This window comes from Janthinobacterium sp. YR213 (assembly GCF_900099875.1).
Lineage (GTDB): Bacteria > Pseudomonadota > Gammaproteobacteria > Burkholderiales > Burkholderiaceae_D > Janthinobacterium > Janthinobacterium lividum.
Genome location: NZ_FNDA01000004.1, coordinates 179,119 through 196,370 on the forward strand (window position 1 = coordinate 179,119; position 17,252 = coordinate 196,370).

Consider the following 17,252-nt stretch of genomic DNA (forward strand, 5'->3'; position numbering starts at 1 on the left):
CGATAACAAATGAAGAATAAAATGATTTTCGGCTTCCACGCCGTCACCTCGCGTCTGCGTCATGAAGCGTCGTCCGTGGAAGAAATTTTCGTCGATGCCAGCCGCGTCGACGGCCGCATGAAGGACATGATCGCCGCCGCCAAGGCTGCCAACGTGCGCGTCATGCCTGTCGACTCTTCGCGTCTGGACAAGATCGTCGGCACGCGCCGCCACCAGGGCGTGATCGCGTTTGCCTCGCAGCTGTCGCTGGCGCGCAATCTCGATGAGCTGCTGGACGCCATCGACGGCCCGCCGCTGCTGTTGATTCTCGACGGCATCACCGACCCACACAACCTGGGCGCCTGCCTGCGCGTGGCCGACGGCGTCGGCGCGCATGCCGTGATCGTGCCGAAGGACCGCGCCGTGGGCCTCAACGCCACGGCCGCCAAGGTCGCCAGTGGCGCCGCCGAAACCGTCCCGTACATCACCGTGACGAACCTGGCGCGCACCATGCGCGAACTGAAAGAGCGCGGCATCTGGCTGATCGGCACGTCCGACGACGGCGAAAAAGGCTTGTACGAAGCCGATTTCACGGGCCCGACGGCCCTCGTCATGGGGTCCGAAGGCGAAGGCATGCGCCGTTTGACGCGCGACACCTGCGATATCCTCGTCAGCATTCCGATGTTCGGCTCCGTCGAGAGCCTGAACGTGTCGGTCGCTTCCGGCGTCTGTCTCTACGAAGCCCGCCGCCAGCGCATCGCGAAAGAAGGCTAAAAAACGTCCAGGGCGGCGTTGCATTGCCTCGCCGTCCTTTTGTACTGTCTCCGGCAATGCGCCTTGCCCTGAACGTTTTGTAGCGCTTCTTTGATATGCCGCCGCCCTTGAGGCGGCGGTTGTTTATCTGCCTCCCCGGCAGCACGCCGCCGAATACGCTACCATTTGCGTTCCACCTTATTCATTTTCATTATGTTCCACCACCTGCGCGAAGATATCAACAGCATCATTGAACGTGACCCTGCCGCCCGCAATGGCTGGGAGGTGCTGACCTGTTATCCTGGCCTGCACGCCATCGTCATGCATGGCTGGGCGCACTGGTGCTGGACGCGGCACCTGAAGTGGGTAGGGCGCTTCATTTCATATATCGCCCGCATCATCACGGGCATCGAGATACACCCGGGCGCCGTCATCGGCCGGCGCGTCTTCATCGACCATGGCTTCGGCGTGGTGATCGGCGAGACGGCCGTCGTCGGCGACGACTGCACCATCTACCAGGGCGTGACCTTGGGCGGCACCTCGCTGCACAGTGGCGCCAAGCGCCATCCGACGCTGGAGCGGGGCGTCATCGTCGGCGCAGGCGCGCAGGTGCTGGGCAGTTTCACGGTGGGCGAGTACGCCAAGGTGGGTTCGAACGCCGTGCTGCTGAAACCCGTGCCGTCCGGCGCCACGGCTGTCGGCAACCCCGCGCACATCGTGCAAAAGGATGTCAGCGCCCTGCGCGAGGGCAGCACGGCCCATTTGTTCGCCGCATATGGCGTCACGCCCAACGGCGACGATCCGCTGTCGAAAGCCCTGCAAGGCTTGATCACGCATGCCGTGGCACAGGAACAGCGCATCGAAACCATCCTCGCCACCCTGAAGGCGGCGGGCATCTGCTGCCAGGGCGTGCCCGAGTGTGATAAATTCGATTCCGAGCAAATGAACAAGCTGGTTGATTAAGGATACAGGCATGACTACAGACGCAAACGCAGCAGAAAAAAGCAGCGACAATCCCAATCTGCTCGACCCCTTCGAGATCCGCGTGCTGGCCGTGCTGGCCGAAAAGGAAGCGCTGACGCCGGACAGCTATCCGCTGTCGCTGAATGCCTTGACGAACGGCTGCAACCAGCTGTCCAGCCGCGACCCCGTCATGGCCCTGTCCGAAGAAACCGTCTATGACGTGCTGCAGCGTTTGATGCAGCGCAAGTTCGTCAACGGCATCACACAGGCGGGCGCGCGGGTCGCGAAGTACGAACACCGCATGCGCATCAAGTGGTCGCTGGAACAGGACAAGCTGGCCATCCTGACGATATTGATGTTGCGCGGCTTGCAGACGGCGGGCGAGATCCGCAGCCGCAGCGGCCGCGTGCATGAATTCAAGTCCGTGGCGGAAGTGGAAGCCGGCCTGCAATTCTTGATCGACAAATACCCGCCGCTGGTGGCCAAGCTGGCCGTCGCGCCCGGCGCCAAGGAACCGCGCTACGGCCATCTGCTGGGCGGCGAAGAGGCGCTGGCGCAGATCGAGACGGCGGCAGGTTTTGCGGGCGCCGTCAGCGCGCCGCAGCAGGGCAGCAGGGTGGCCCAGCTGGAACAGGAAGTGCTGCAATTGCGCAGCGACTTCGATGGCCTGGCGGCGCAGTTCGAGGCGTTCCGCAAGCAGTTCGAATAATTTCCAGGCACGCGCCTATTGGGCTTGCGGGTCGAAATAGGCGGTCCAGGTCAGGCTGGAAGCGGCAAGGCCCTGCGCCTTGCCAAATTGCGCCATGGCCTTGCGCGGTTTTGCCAGTCCCGCCAGAGCCACCCCCAGGTTGTAATGGGTATGGCTGTCCGTCGAACCGAGCTTGAGCGCCGTTTCCAGTACGTTGACGGCGTCCCTGTACTTGCCCTGGTCGCACAGCACGGCGCCCAGGCAGGTGATCAGGGCCGTGTCTTGCCGGGCCGCTTGCAAGGCGCTGCGCAACACGGCTTCAGCTGCCGCCATGTGCGCCTCCCATTGCCCGGCATCGCCTTCGGCCAGCTGGATATGCGCCCTGCTTGCGGCGATGGCGTCCATTGCCGCCTTAGCCAGGCCAGGCGGCGGAATTGCTTCCGGTTTCATAGTCGACGCTGGCGGTAAAATCCCAGTCATCGGTATCACGCCCTGTCTTCCCGGACCAGGCCTCGGGAGCGACGCTCAACAGTTCCTCCAGCCACGCGTCCGTTTGATCGGGCATCAGCGTGGGGTCGGCCAGCACGCTGTCATACGTGGCCTTGCCCGAGCCGACGACGAAACAGCGCGCATACAGGAAACCGTCATCCGACTTTCCTGAGTTACCGGCATGGTCCGCAAACACCTTGCCATCGAGCTGGTACAGTGCCTGAGCCAGGCACTCTTCGAAGCCCTTGATGTCCTTGACCGGCAACTCGGCGAGCGCTTCGGTCAATGGTTCCACCGCGGCATCGGCGTCGCCGTCTTCCAGGGCTTCACGGTCGATTTGCTCTATCAGCTGCCAAAATTTTTCTTCGTTCATTGTTTATTCCAGGTAAATCATCTATCGATACTGAAAGAGATCAGGCATGCAATGCCGGTGGCGCGATGCGTCCCGTCTGTACATCGTGGGATTGTTTAGAATATCATCTTGCCCGAATGCCAAGCGCACGGTTTCCCCAAGTAACTCTTTGTAATCAACACCGCAAATAATTCGACCAAGCGTCCTTCCCACATGACTTTTTCCTTCCTGTGCCGCTCCTGCGGCGAGACCCACACGGGCATGCCCAGCTTCGGCGCCGATGCGCCGTGGCTGTACCAGCAGATGGCGCCTGCCGAACGCGAAGCACGCTGCCAGCTCGACAGCGACGCTTGCATCGTTGACGAAGCGCACTGTTTCGTGCGCGCCACCCTCGACATCCCCGTGCACGGCGCGGATGAGCCATTCAGCTGGGGCGTGTGGGTATCGCTGAGCGGCGACAGCTTCGACGCATGGGACGCCTGCTTCAACGATGCCAAACGGGCGCACATCGGCCCCTTCTTCGGCTGGCTCAGCACGCAACTGCCCGTGTATCCCGCTACCCTGAACCTGAAGACCCGCGTGCACCTGCGCGACGACGGCATGCGTCCGGCCATCGAGCTGGAACCGACCGATCACCCGCTGGCGGTGGCACAGCGCGACGGCATCACGGCAGAGCGGGTGGCCGAGCTGTATGCACGACTGATGCATGGCGATTGACAGGCCCGGCTTTTCAGCCGCTCCCTGTCGGTCCGCGCACGTTTCCGGTATCATTCGGCATGAATACTATTTCCTTCCAACCGTTTGTTATTGGTGTCGCTGGCGGAAGCGGCAGTGGCAAGTCCACCGTATCCCAACAAGTGCTGGCGTCCTTTGGCGCCGACATGGTCTCGGTCGTGATGCAGGACGACTACTACTGCGACCAAACCCATCTCTCCCCTGAAGTGCGCAGGCAGCAGAATTACGACCATCCGCAGGCGTTCGAGTGGCCATTGCTGGTGCAGCACATCCAGGCCTTGCGTAATGGCGAGGCGATCGAGATGCCCGAGTACGACTTCACGCTGCACAACCGCTCCGACAGGACCATCTTGGTCAAGCCGGCGCCGGTGATCGTGATCGAAGGCTTGTTTGCCCTGTATGACGAAGACTTGCGCAACATGATGTCGCTGAAGATCTTTGTCGACACGGCCTCCGACGTGCGCTTCATCCGCCGCATGCAACGCGATATCACGGAACGCGGCCGCTCGGTGGAAAGCGTCATCGAGCAGTACCTGGAAACCGTGCGCCCGATGCACAAGCAATTCATCGAACCGACCAAGCGCAATGCCGACGTCATTTTGCCGCACGGCGCCAACGGCCCCGCGGTCGACATGATCACGGCCAAGGTGGCCAGCGTCATTGGCCGATTGAAACCGGCCGTTTGAAGCCTGCCGGCTGAAGCAGGCTGACGCAGCCCGCTGCGTCAGCGCTCCCCCATCGACTCCGAGAATGTCTTGGTGATCGGTTTCGTCAGGTAGCGCAAGACCGTCTTGCGGCCCGTGTTGATTTCCACGGTGGCCGTCATGCCGGGCTGGATCAGGATCGGCTCGCCATTCTTGCCCATCAGGTTGCGCCCGCTGGTCTTGATCTGCACGCGGTAGTACGGCTGTTCGTTGCCCTTGTTGTCTTCACTTAAGGTGTCCGCGCTGATGTAGCTGACGGTGCCGCGCAGGCGGCCGTAGATGCCGTAGTCGTAGGCGTCCAGTTTCACGGCCGTGGGCAGGCCGGGCTTGATGAAGGCGATGTCGGCCGGCTTGACTTTCGCCTCGATGATCAGGTCATCGTCCGTGGGCACGATCTGCAGGATTTCCTCGCCCGGCTTGGCCACGCCGCCCAGGGTAGTGAGGCGCACGTTGCGCACGATGCCGTCGGTGGGCGCGTAGATATCCGTCGAGCCCAGCTGCTCCTTGCGCTGCGTCACCGTCTGCAGCACGCCGGCCAGGTCTTCCTGGGCTTTCACCAGGTCCGTCTGGCTGTCCTGCAGGTATTTGTTGCGCCGGTTGGTGATCTGCGCCTGGATATCGACCACCTGCCGCCGCAGTTTCAGCACTTCGGCGCGGCTGACATCGCCCGTTTCCAGCAGCGGCAGATTCATTTCCAGCTCTTCCTTGATCAGCTTCATGGCGCTTTCCAGTGAGCTCACTTCCGCTTGCACGGCACCCTGGCGCTTGCTGAACAGGGCCAGCTGGTTGGCGCGAAATTCCGGGAACGCCTGCAGTTCGGGCGGGAACTTCGGCGCACCGCCAAACACTTCCGCCTGCAGGCGCGCCACGGCCGCCTTCAGTCCGGCCGCCTTGGCCGTGCTTTCCAGGTAGCTCGTCTCGGCCCGCGTGCGGTCGAAGCGGGCCAGCAATTCGCCCTTTTTCACGATGCTGCCTTCATGCACGCGCAGTTCGGCCAGCACGCCGCCATCGGCCACCTGGATGATCTGGTTGCGCGAACTGGCGATCACCTGGCCGTTGGCGCGCGTGACCTGGTCCAGCTCCGCCCACGAAGCCCAGGCGATGACGCCGGCCAGCGCCGCCGTGCAGCTCCAGATCAGCACCCGGCCCCGTTTCGCTTCTTCCCGCGCTTCGACCTTGGCCAGTTTCATGCCACCGCTCCTTGCGCCACCGGCGCTGCTTGCGGTGCCGGGGCAGGGGCGGGTACGGCTTGCGGCTTGCCCGACAGCTTGGCCAGCACGGTGTCGCGCGGGCCGTCGAGCAGCACCCGTCCCGCCTGCAGCACCACCAGGCGGTCGAGCAGGGGCAGGAGGGCGTTCTTGTGCGTGGTGGCGACCATGGTCACGCCTTCGGCCGCCAGTTCGCCCAACAGCCCCACGATGCGCGCTTCCGTCTTCGCATCCATGGCCCCAGTCGGTTCATCGAGCAGCCAGATGCGCGGCTTGGCCAGCAGCAAACGCGTGACGGCGATCAACTGGCGCTGGCCGCCCGACACGCCGCGCCCGCCTTCGGTGATGCCCAGCGCCAGTCCCCGTGGCTGGCCCAGTATCAGTTCGATCAGGCCCGTGCGTTTGGCGGCCGCCAGGATCGCTTCCTCGCCCGGGTCGGCCAGCCCCAGTAGCAGGTTGTCGCGCAGGGTGCCGCTGAACAGCCGCGTTTCCTGCGGCAGGTAGCCGACCATTTCGCGCACCACGGCCGGCGCCAGCAGGGCCATGTCGACGTCGCCCAGGTACACCTTGCCTTCGGCCGGCTGGTACAGGCCCGAGGCCAGTTTCAGCAGGGTGCTCTTGCCCGAACCGATGGCGCCCACCAGGCCGACGCGCTCGCCGGGGCGGATGGCCAGGTTTTCCACTTCCAGCGCCACCTTTTGCGCGCCGCCATACGTAAAGCGGATGCGTTCGAAGCGCAAGCCCGTATCGAGGCTGCGCGGCGTCAGCGCGAACTGCGCATTGTCCGCTTCGTTGGGCAGGCTGATGACTTGCTCCAGGCCGTCGATCGAGGCGCGCGCATGCGCCCACTGCACCATCACGGCGGGCAGCTGCACGATGGGCATCAGGGCGCGGTTGCTGATGATGGTGCACGCCATCAGGGCGCCCATGGTCATCTGGTTTTCCGCCACGAACCACGCGCCCATGGAGATCAGCGCCACGTTGGTCAGCTGCTGGAAGGCGGCCGTGATGTTTTGCGACAGGGCCGCATAGTCGCGGATATTCTGCTCCGCGTGGCTGCTCTCGGCCACCAGTTCGGCCCAGCGCGCCTGCATCATCCATTCGGCGCTGCTGCCCTTGAGCGTTTCGACGCCATCGACGGCTTCCACCAGCAAGCCCGCCTTGCGGTTGCTGGCGTTGAGGTTCTTGCGCGTATGGCTTTCGATGGCGCGCTGGAACATCAAACCGCACACGAGGGCCAGCGGCAGGGCCACCAGCGGCACCACCACCAGCCAGCCGCCGATGATGGTGATCATGGCGAGAAAAATCACGGCGAAGGGCACGTCCGTCAGCACGAACAGCGATGTCGACGTCAGCACGCCGCGCACCATTTCAAAGCCTTTTACCTGCGCCGCCAGGGTGCCGACGGAAGCGGGGCGCGCCTCCATGCGGATGCCCAGCATGCGCTGGAAAAACCACTCGGACAATTCATGGTCGACGTCATTGCACGAGTGGTCGACGATGCGGCTGCGCACCTGCTTGAGGATGAATTCCAGGCCGATCGACAGGGCCACGCCCACCACCAGCACCCACAGGGTGCTGAAGCTCTGGTTCGGGATCACGCGGTCGTACACCTGCATGGAAAACAGCGAAGTGGCCATGGTCAGCAGGGTCACCAGCGCGGTGGCCAGCACGGCGTCGACAAACACGCTTTTCTTCAGCCACAGGGCGTTGCGCACGAGGCCCAGGGCGCCGGGGCGGGCGCCGCTTTTTTCGCTGCGGCGCGGCAGGCCCACGCAAGCCAGGCCGGCCAGTGTCGCCAGCTGCAAGGCGCGCCCATCGATGCCTTCGCCGCGCCAGGCGCCGTCGGCGCCGCGCGACTGCAGCAAGCCCCAGCCCGTGCTGGCGCTGTAGACGGCGAATGGCAGCTCGCCCGGCGTCGGCTCGTGCAGCGGACGCGCCGCGCCTTCCAGCCCGGCCGCCTGCCAGAGGGTGGTCAGCACCATGGCGGGCGGGCCGCTGTCGTCGGCGTCATCGAGCTGGCGCTGCAGGTCGGCCAGGCGCGCGGCGGGCACGTGCTGGCCCGTCAGGCGGGCGGCGCGCTCGATGAGTGTCAGCAAGCCATGTTTGATGGAGGTATCCACGCTGTCTCCTGTGTGCATCATGTCGGTGTCAATTCGCGCGCGCCATGCCTGCCGGCGCCGTGCGCCCGGCCAGGGTGCCTGTTTGCGCGGCCAGGCGCAGGCTGGCGGCGATGGCTTGGGCGCGTGTGTCTTCCAGTGAAAACTGCGCCTGGGTCGCTTCGCGCACGGCGTTGAGCACGTCGTTCCAGCTCTTGCGGCCGATCACGTACTGGCGCGCATACGATTCGAATACCTGCGTCGAGGTGGTGCTGGCCTCGCCCGCGTTGCCCAGGCGCTGGCGGCTCGCTTCGGCCTCGTTCCAGTCCAGGATGAAACGCTCGCGCACCTCGCGTTCTGCCACGTCGTGCGCGGCGCGCGCGCCTTCGCGCCGGGCCACGGCGGCATCCACGCCAGCCTTGGCCGACAGGCCGGCGCCCGGCTGCGCCTGCAGCACCAGCATGGCGCGCGTGCGGTTGTCGGCATTGATGCCGCCGCCCGTCGGCTTTTCCATGCGCAGCACGACTTTCGGCATGTAGGCCGAGCGCTGCATGGTGATCTCGGAATCGGCTGCCTGCGCCTCGAAATCGAGGCGGTGCAGGGTGGGGGAATAGTCGATGGCCTGGCGCATGACCCGCTCCAGGCTGGCGTCCGGCAGCGGTTCTCCCACGCCGATGCCCGTGCCGCTGACGAGGCGCACGGGCTTGCCGGCCAGTTGCGACAGCTGCGCCAGCGCGTTTTCCAGCGCCTGGCGCGCATTCGATACGTCGTTGGCCGCCTGGTAGGCGCGCGATTCGGCCAGACGCTGGTCCGTCTGCGAGCTGACCGACTGCACCACGCGGCGCTTGATCATGTCCAGCAGGCGCTGGTGCTCGGCCAGGCCCGCCTCCGCCGAGCGCACGCGCGCCGTCTGGCGCAGCGCTTCCGTGTAGGCGGCGATCACGCGCAAAGAGAGGGTCAGGCGTTCTTCCTCGATGGCGGCGGCGGCCGCATCGACCCGGCTGCCGGCGGCATCGATGCCGGCGTCGATGCGTCCGCCGCTCCACAGCGGCTGCTCGATGCGCACCACGCCGCCCGTTTCCTGCGAACCGGTGGGCACTTCTGCCGACAGGCTGGGAAAGCGCTGCCACTGCGCGCCATCGAGTTCGGCGCGCGCGGCCGCCTGCGCCGAACGCTTGCCCTGCACGGCGGGATGGCTTTGCAGCGCCTGCTGCAAGACCTGGTCGAAGCTCCAGGCGGTGGCGCCCTGGGCGCCGGCAAAGGACGATACCGATGCCATGGCCACGGCCGCCAGCAAGGCCGCGATGCGTGGCAGTGAGGATAGTGCTGGGAAACCGCGTAATCTCATCCCGTATTTTTCCGGCCCGAGGCCTGACGCATTTCAAGGTGTGGCGGGAGCGCGCTGTCTTGCGCTCCCGCCGCCGTGCCAGGCGCGGCGCCTGGCGTGGGGGCCCTGCTTCAGACGACGAAGTTGGCCGCCGTCAGTTGCGTGATGTTCACCCCGCTCAGCAGCACCAGCGCCGTGTCGATGGCGTTGGCGTTGCTCAGATCACTCGAGTGATACACCGTCACGGCGCCGCTGTTTTGCGCATCGGCGATGACGATGTAGCCCTGGCCCGACAAGACGCTGTCGTCGGCTGCGATGGCGCTGGCCGCCGCGCCGATCGACACGGACGTGCCGTCGAAGATGAACAGGTTATTGTTGCTGAAGTCCGTGCCCACGTTGACGCCCACGGCCACCGACGCCGTCAGGTCGGCGATGGCCGACATGTCGATCACGTCGCCGCCGGCAGCCGGCAGGCCGGTGCTGAAGTCGGCCACCGTCAGCGGGTTGTGCAGGGCATTCTGGCTCAGCACGAACAGCTGGCTCGCGTCCGTCAGGTCGGCCTGGGCCTGGGCTGCCGCCGCTGCGGCGGCATCGGCATTCGCCGCCACCGTCAGCGAGCTGGCGTCCGTCAGGTCCGCCTGCGCCTGCGCCTGCAGGGCGGCGGCGGCTGCCGCATCGGCTGCCAGGTGCAGGGCATTGGCGTCCGTCAGGGCGGCTGTCTGCGCCGCTGCCAGCGCCGCTGCCGCTGCCGCATCGGCAGCCTGGGTGAGGGCCACGGCATCGGTCTGGTCGGCCAGCGCTTGTGCGGCGGCGGCGTTGGCGGCGTCCGCATTCGCCACGATGGCCAGGGCACTGGCGTCGGTCTGCGCGGCGATGGCGTTCGCCTGTGCCAGGGCCACGTCGGCAGCCTGCGCGTCGGCATTGGCCTGGGCCGCTGCCGCATCGTCCGCATACGCGGCACTCGCATTGGCGTGCGCTTGCGCCGCTGCTGCTGCCGCGCTGGCGGCGGCCGCATCGTCGGCTTGCGCCGCTTGCAGGGCAAGCAGGGAAGCGGTGGCCTGCGCCTGCGCCAGCGGCGCTGCCGCATCGGCCGCATGGGCGGCAAGTGCCGCTGCCGCCGCGTTGTTGGCGTTGACCGTGGCCGCTGCTGCCGCCGCATCGTCGGCCTGTGCCGCCTGGGTGAGCGCCAGCGAGATGGCGGCTTGGGCGGCGGCTGCGGCGGCCGCGTCGTCGGCGTTCTGCGCCGCCGTAGCTGCAGCCAGTGCGCTGGCCGCCGTTGCTGCCGTGCTGACGGCCAGCGCATCGGCGGCGATGGCGGCCGTGTGCGCGGCGGTGGCGGCGGCGGCATTGGCCGCTGCCTGATTGGCTGCCGTGTCGTTGGCCTGCGCCGCCTGGGCGGCGAGCAGTGATGCTGCCGCTGCGGCGGCGCTGGCGCTGGCGGCAGCATCCGCGGCTGCCGCTGCCGTGGCAGCCGTTTGCGCCAGCGCTGCGGTGGCGGCGGCATCCGCAGCTGCCTGGTCGTCGGCGACTGCGGCGTCGTGCGCTGCCTGGGCGTTGGCGGCATTGGCCGCTGCCAGCGCGGCTGCCGCGTCGTCTGCCTGCGCCGCTTGCGTGGCTGCCAGGGTGATGGCAGCGGCAACGGCCGCTGCCGCTGCCGCAACATCGGCATCATGCGCGTTTTGCGCCGCCAGCTGGGCGGCCGCTGCCGCGGCGGCGGTGGCGGCGACGTTGGCGTCCGCTGCCAGGGCTGCGTCCAGGGCCAGTTGCGCATTGGCGGCGGCCGTGGCGGCCGCTGCCGCGGTGGCGTCATCCGCCTGGGCATTGAGGGTGGCGGCCAGGGAAATGGCCGCTTGCGCCGCTGCCGCTGCCGCAGCGGCATCGGCGTTTTGCGCCGCGACGGCCGCCGCATGCGCGGCAGTCGCATTGGCGGCAGCGGTGGCAGCCGCCGCATCGTCGGCCTGCGCCGCCGCCAGGGCCGCATGGGCGGCAGCCGCATTGGCATTGGCCTGGGCCGCGTCATCGGCCGCACCCTGGGCGGTGAGGAGGAGGTTCAGTTTCAGCGTCCTGTCATTGTCGGCATCCAGGGCGTTGGTATCGGCCGTTACCGCCGCGTTCAGGTTGGCGATGGCCGCATTGAGCGCGGCATGGGCATTCAGGGCTGCCGTATCGGCCAGCTGCGCCGCCAGGGTGGCGGCCGCCGAAAGGGCGGCCGTGTGCGCGGCATTGGCGGCGGCATCGTCGGCGGCCAGCGCGGCGCTGGCTGCTGCCAGTGCATTGTTGGCTGCCGTTGCGAGCGCGGCCAGCCCTGCATCGGCCAGCAGCGCGGCATCGGCAATGAGCTGGGCCGCTGCCGCTGCTGCCGCCGTGCTTGCCGCCGTGGCGTCGTCGGCCAGGGCGGCATTCGTGGCGGCGAGCGAGGCGCTGGCCGTCAATATCGCCGCGTTGAGTGTAGTCGTGGCGGTATTCAGGGCCGCTTGCGCGTTGGCCGCCGCCGTGGCTGCTGCCGCGGCGAGGCTGTCGTCGTTCAGGGCCTGGTTCAGCGCGGCCAGTGCGCTCGCAGCGGCTGCCGCGGTCGTGCCGACAGCCGCATCGGCGGCCTGCGCGGCCAGCGTGGCTGCCAGCGAGACGGACGCCGTGAGGGCGGCGGCGGCAGCGGCGATATCGTCCGCTTGCGCATGTTGCGTGGCGGCGGCCGAGATGGCTGCCACGGCGGCGGCCGCAGCGGCAGCCGTATCGGCGGCGGCAGCGGCCACGGCGGCGGCCGTTGCATTGGTGGAGTTCAGCACAGCCGCAGCGGCCGCGGCATCGTCGGCCAGGGCCGCATTCAGCGACGCCAGCGCGTTGGCGGCGATGGTGGCGGCGCTGGCGGCGGCATTGTCGGCCAGCTGCGCCGCTTGCGCGGCCGCTTGCGAGACGTTGGCGACAGTGGCGGCCGTCGCAGCGGCCAGATCGTCGGCGACGGCGGCGGCGGTGGCCGCACTCGCCGTGATGGCGGCGGCGGCCGTGGCGGCCGCATTTGCATCCGCCTGCAGGGCCGCATTCAAGGCGGCCAGGGCATTGGCCGCCGTCGCTGCCGTCGCGGCGGCGGCGGCATCGGCTGCCTGCGCCGCCTGTGCCGCTGCCAGCGAGGTGGCGGCCACGCCGGCGGCGGTGGCCGCCAGCGTGTCGTCCAGCGCCGCCGCGGTGGCTGCCGCCTGGGACGTCAGGGCGAGGGTAGCGGCGGCGGTGGCGGCACTGTCGGCCGCGAGCGCATTGTTCAGGGCTGTCAGGGACGCTGCGGCCGTAGCTGCGGTCGAGGCGGCGGCCGCATCATCGGCTTGCGCCGCCAGCGCGGCGGTGTTCGACAAGCCGGCCGTGGTGGCGGCGACGGTGGCCGCCAGCGCTGCCACCAGGTCGAACGGATGGGCGGCCGAATAGGCAGCCAGGGCGGCGGCATTCGCGGCATCGTTGTTGGCGACGGTGGTCAGGGCGGCGGCATCCGTCAAGGCGGCCTTGGTGGCCGCCACGGTGGCGGCCGTGACGTCGAGCGTGTGGGCAGTACCCAGCAGGACGGCATCGGTGAGGCCAGCGACGGCGGCAGCTGCCGTGGAGGCGGTGGCATTGACGGTCGCTACCAGGCCCAGGGCGACGGCATCCGTCAGGTTGGCTGTTGTTTGTGCGGCGGTGGCGGCCGCCGCGTCGACGGTGGCCGTCAAGCCCAGTGCGACGGCGTCGGTCAGGGCGGCCGTGGCAGCTGCCGTATTGGCGGCGGCCGTGGCGGCCGTCGAGACGGTGCCCAGTGCCACGGCATCGGTCAGATTGGCAACGGCGGCAGCGGTGCTGGCGGCCGTGTTGGCGACCGTCGACACGAGGCCCAGTGCCACGGCGTCGGTGAGGTTGGCCGTCGTTTGCAGGGCGGAAGCGGCCGCCGCGTCGGCCGTGGCGACGAGGCCCAAGGCCGTGGCGTCGGTCAGCGCGGCGGTGGCGGCTGCCGTATTGGCGGCGGTGGTGGCCGCTGTCGAGAGCGTACCCAGGGCCACCGCATCGGTCAGGTTGGCAACATTCGTCGCCGTATTGGCGGCGGCGGCAGCGGCCGTGGCGAGCAGGCCCAGGCCGGCGGCATCCGTCAGATTGGCCGTCGCCTGCAGGGTGGCGGCCAGGGTGGCGTCGGCGGTCGAGATCACGCCCAGCGCCGTGGCATCCGTCAGCGCGGCCAGGTTGGCGGCGGAGGTAGCGACCAGCGCATCGGCGTTCGAGATGAGGCTCAGCGCGATGGCGTCGGTCTGGCCGGCAGTCGTGACGGCCAGGGCTGCGGCCGCATCGGCTGCGGAAGAGGCCAGGCCCAGGGCCACGGCGTCGGTCTGATTGGCAACAAATTGTGCCGTGGTCAGCGCGTTTTGCGCCAGCGTATTGGCGGCCGTCAAGGTGGTGACGGCAGTCTGGGCGGCAAGTTCAGCGGCAGCGTCGGCAGTGGAGGCAATGCCCAGCGTGCCGGCATCGGTCAGCAAGGCTGTGGTGGCGGCAGCCGCGGCGGCGGCCTGTGCCGCGGCAGCTGCGCTGACGGCCGAGATATCGATCCCGCCCAGCAGGGCGGCCGTTTCCGCCGCCGAGACGGCAGCGGCCGCCGTGGCGATGAGCGCATCGGCATTGGTCAGGTCGGCGATGGTTTGCAGGCCGGCTGCCGCCAGCGCATCGGCGGTGGAGATGCCGGCAAGGATGGTGGCATCGAACAGGGCGGCAGAGATATCGGCATTATCGGCACCGATCTGCAAGGTATTGACCGTGGCCGTCAGATCGAGCACGCTGGTCTGGCCAGCCGTGACATTGGCGGCCAGGGCGGCGAGGTTGGCCAGATTGAACGCATTCAGGGCGACGTTGACGTCCAGCAGGCTGGCTTGCGAATTGGCGGCAGCCGCATCGGCGTCCGCCTGGTCGGCTGCTTGCTGCAAGGCGACGACATCGGTCTGGTCGGCCACTGTTTGCGCATTGGCGGCATCGCTGGCGGCGGCCGCGTCGGCAGCGGCCAGGGCGGCCGCATCCGTCTGGTTGGCCGTCGTTTGCGCGGCCAGCGCGGCGGCGGCATCGGCGTCGGAAATCACTTGCAGGGCGGCCGCGTCCGTCAATGCCGCTTGCGTGGCGGCGCCGGCGGCCGTGCTGGCTGCCGCATCGGCCGTGATTTGCAGGGCGGCCGCGTCGCTCAGGCTGGCCGTGACGACGGCATTCGCCGCCACGGTGGCGGCAAGGGCTGCTGCGGCGTCAAGCGCGGCGGCATCGGTACTGGCGGCAAGGGCCGCTGCAGCGGCTGCGGCAGCGTCGGCATCGGAAATCAGGGCCAGTGCGGCCGCATCCGTCAAGCCGGCCTGGAGCTGTGCTGCGTCCGACGCCGCGGTGGCGGCGTCGGCGATCAGGCCCAGGGTGGGCGCGTCCGTCATGTTCGCTTGCGTCTGTGCATTGGCGGCGTTCGTGGCGGCCGCATTGGCGGCAGCCTGCAGGGCGACGGCGTCCGTGGCGTTGGCGATGGCAGCGTCCTGGGCGGCAACGCCGGCGGCGGCGTCCGCTGCCATGCTCAAGGCGACGGCATCGGTCAGGCCCGCTTGCGTACTGGCCGCGGTGGCCGCATTCGCGGCGGCGGTGGCAGCGATACCGAGTGCCGCGGCATCGCTGGCATTGGCAGCTGTCGCCGCATTCGCTGCCGCGGTGGCGGCCGCGTTCGAGGCGGCAGCCAGGGCGGCGGCATCGGTGGCGGCCGCCGCGGTGGCGGCAGCGGCGGCGGTGGCGGCATCCGCATCGGAGATCAATGCAAGGGCGGCGGCATCCGTCAGGCTGGCCTGGATGCCTGCGGCGACGGCGGCATTGGCGGCGGCCGTGGCCGCCAGGTCCAGCGCGGCGGCGTCCGTGGCATTGGCCAGCGCCGTGGCGGCGGCAGCGGCGGCGGCATCATTGGCGGAGATGACGCCCAGCGCTGCCGCGTCGGTCAGCGCTGCCTGGGTGTTGGCTGCGGCGGCGACCACGTCGGCCGCATCGGCGATGGCTTGCAATGCCGGGGCGTTGGTCTGGTCCGCCTGCGTTTGCGCCGCATCGGCCGCGGCGTGCGCGGCGGCGGCGTTGGCGGCGGCCGTGGCGGCAGCCGCATCAGCATTTTGCGCCGACGTGGCGGCGGCCTGGGAGGTGGCAGCGGCAGCGGCAGCGGTGGCTGCCGCGCTGTCGTCATTCGTGGCGGCGGTAGCGGCCGCTTGCGCGCCGGGGACGGCGGCTGCCGTGCTGGCCGCCAGCGTATCGTCGCTGGTGGCGGTATTGGCAGCGAGCAAGGCTGCTGCCGCTGCGGCGGCGGCCTGTGCCGCCAGTTGGTCGGCCAGGATGGCGGCATTCGCCGCTGCCAGCGAAGCTGCTGCCGTGGCTGCTGCCGCGGCGGCGCTGGCATCATCGGCCAGGGCGTTGCTGGCGGCAGCCGCCGCGGCGGCGGCGGCCAGCACGGCCGCGTCGGTCACGACGGTGGTGGTGGATTGATTTCCCGTGCCGCCCTGGCCGCCGGTCGAGCCGCCCGTTCCTCCGGTGCCGCCCGTGCCGCCAGTTCCCGTGCCACCCGTGCCCGTACCACCGGTGCCCGTGCCGCCCGTACCCGTACCGCCCGTGCCGGTACCGCCCGTGCCGGTACCTCCTGTCCCCGTGCCACCCGTACCCGAGCCGCCAGCTGCGGCGCCGCCTCCGCCGCCACCGCCTGCCGCGGCGGCAACCAGGCCAAGGCCGCCGAGCGCGCCCAGCACGCCAAGTCCGCCCAATCCGCCTGCCGCGCCGGCACCCGCGCCCGCGCCAGCCGATGCCCCGGCGACATCCACGACACTGCCGCTGGGGATCCCGGCGGCGCCAGCACCCGCGCCTGCCGCGCCGCCATTGTTGTCGCTTTGCGGCGTGCCGAGATCGGCGCTGCCGTTGCCGGCCTGGCCTGCTGCGGCGCCGCTGCCACCGCCACCGGCTGCCGCGGCGGCTGCCGCTACTGCGGCGGCCGCGCCCAGGGCGCCGGCATTGCCCGTATCGGCGCTTCCCGTGACTTCGACGACATTTTCAGGCGGCATGCTTTGGCTGGCATCGGCCCCTTGCACCAGTTCATCTTCGTCATACTGCTTGCGGTCGCCGTTTTTCGGGTTGGCGACTTTTTTTGCGGGCGTCGCGACCTTGGCGCCAAGGCCTTCGGCATTGACGGGAACTTGTGCTGGATTTTGGGTGGTGGCCATTTTAAAGTCTCCGGAAGAGGTTGGATATTCGTTCAATTTTTTAAGATATTAAAAAATCAATAATGTATTTCGTTTCCTTGATTACTCCGGCGTGGCTTGGGCCGTGGTCGAACTCTGATGTTGCCGATGTTGATAGTGGCAAGTAAAACATAATTGGAAAAAAATCGCTGGCGTAAAAGAGCGCTTGATCCTTGATATTAAAAATACTAATTTTGCATTTGTTTTGCATGGCGCTTATTTCTCGTATTTTGCTTCGCCCGTAACTGGCTTGCTTTACGATACACACTGGCAGGATGGCATATTTACAGGACGTCCGTACCTGCCCTCACTCTGATGGTAATTTCAATTTTGAAACTTTCAATTTCATTTTGATCATTTTCCATGACTCTATTCTGTCAAGCTTTGCGCAAGTGAATAATCACGTATTGTCACGAAACAGGGCTTTCCGGATGAATCTGCTGCCATGCGCCAGCATTTCTGCGCCTTTCATCTCAAAAATCGTCTCGCTATCGATTTGCTAGTTGTTGCTTTTTTGTCCGGTGATTATCAAATTTGATTGGTAATAAAATACGATAGGAATAATTATTTGTAATTTTTATATCTAATTAATACTATCAAATGAATAGTCTTTATTTGGCGAGGGAATTTGTTAATAATTACTATCAGCACGATAGTGATTATTTTCGGCGGCGTAACAGGGGAAAAATGAAAACGCCCCGGCGGGCGGGGCGTTTTTTACGGGGA

General features: G+C 67.4%; 11 protein-coding genes. 5 read left to right on the forward strand and 6 right to left on the reverse strand.

Going from position 1 to position 17,252, the window contains the following annotated elements:
* Positions 1 to 9 precede the first annotated feature (9 nt).
* The 3 genes from rlmB (at position 10) to BLT98_RS18505 (ending at position 2,404) form a co-directional block, all read left to right on the forward strand.
* Complete coding sequence (gene rlmB / locus BLT98_RS18495) at positions 10 to 753, forward strand: 23S rRNA (guanosine(2251)-2'-O)-methyltransferase RlmB (RefSeq protein WP_034784003.1); 744 nt, start codon at positions 10 to 12, stop codon at positions 751 to 753.
* Positions 754 to 945: 192 nt separating this feature from the next.
* A complete protein-coding gene (gene cysE / locus BLT98_RS18500) occupies positions 946 to 1,695 on the forward strand; it encodes a serine O-acetyltransferase (protein WP_070280435.1) in 750 nt (249 codons plus the stop codon).
* Positions 1,696 to 1,705: 10 nt separating this feature from the next.
* On the forward strand, positions 1,706 to 2,404 hold the full coding sequence (locus BLT98_RS18505; protein WP_070260269.1) for a YceH family protein: 699 nt from the start codon (positions 1,706 to 1,708) through the stop codon (positions 2,402 to 2,404).
* Positions 2,405 to 2,419: 15 nt separating this feature from the next.
* Here the strand turns inward: BLT98_RS18505 and BLT98_RS18510 are convergent, their stop codons facing one another.
* Both BLT98_RS18510 and BLT98_RS18515 read right to left on the reverse strand, forming a co-directional pair.
* Positions 2,420 to 2,788 (reverse strand): tetratricopeptide repeat protein, encoded by a 369-nt coding sequence (locus BLT98_RS18510; RefSeq protein ID WP_092610261.1) that lies wholly within the window; start codon positions 2,786 to 2,788, stop codon positions 2,420 to 2,422.
* Positions 2,789 to 2,795: 7 nt separating this feature from the next.
* Positions 2,796 to 3,245 carry a DUF4240 domain-containing protein gene (locus tag BLT98_RS18515; RefSeq protein ID WP_092610264.1) on the reverse strand — a complete coding sequence of 150 codons (450 nt, stop codon included), beginning with the start codon at positions 3,243 to 3,245 and terminating at the stop codon, positions 2,796 to 2,798.
* Positions 3,246 to 3,437: 192 nt separating this feature from the next.
* Between BLT98_RS18515 and BLT98_RS18520 the strand changes: the two genes are divergently transcribed.
* Complete coding sequence (locus BLT98_RS18520; RefSeq protein WP_092610266.1) at positions 3,438 to 3,941, forward strand: DUF2199 domain-containing protein; 504 nt, start codon at positions 3,438 to 3,440, stop codon at positions 3,939 to 3,941.
* Between the two features lie 59 nt (positions 3,942 to 4,000).
* Complete coding sequence (gene udk, locus BLT98_RS18525; RefSeq protein WP_092610270.1) at positions 4,001 to 4,645, forward strand: uridine kinase; 645 nt, start codon at positions 4,001 to 4,003, stop codon at positions 4,643 to 4,645.
* Between the two features lie 38 nt (positions 4,646 to 4,683).
* Here udk and BLT98_RS18530 read toward each other — a convergent pair whose 3' ends face one another.
* The 4 genes from BLT98_RS18530 to BLT98_RS29240 form a co-directional block, all read right to left on the reverse strand.
* The gene (locus BLT98_RS18530) at positions 4,684 to 5,853 is read right to left on the reverse strand and encodes an HlyD family type I secretion periplasmic adaptor subunit (RefSeq protein WP_070260260.1); all 1,170 of its coding nucleotides are present in this window, start codon (positions 5,851 to 5,853) and stop codon (positions 4,684 to 4,686) included.
* On the reverse strand, positions 5,850 to 7,994 hold the full coding sequence (locus tag BLT98_RS18535; protein ID WP_211615009.1) for an ATP-binding cassette domain-containing protein: 2,145 nt from the start codon (positions 7,992 to 7,994) through the stop codon (positions 5,850 to 5,852). Before BLT98_RS18535 ends, BLT98_RS18530 begins: the two co-directional genes overlap by 4 nt.
* Positions 7,995 to 8,022: 28 nt before the next feature.
* The gene (locus tag BLT98_RS18540) at positions 8,023 to 9,318 is read right to left on the reverse strand and encodes a TolC family protein (protein ID WP_092610273.1); all 1,296 of its coding nucleotides are present in this window, start codon (positions 9,316 to 9,318) and stop codon (positions 8,023 to 8,025) included.
* 110 nt (positions 9,319 to 9,428) lie between these two features.
* Positions 9,429 to 16,508, reverse strand: coding sequence for a hypothetical protein (locus BLT98_RS29240; RefSeq protein ID WP_092610276.1), 7,080 nt, complete (start codon positions 16,506 to 16,508; stop codon positions 9,429 to 9,431).
* Between the last annotated feature and the right edge of the window lie 744 nt (positions 16,509 to 17,252).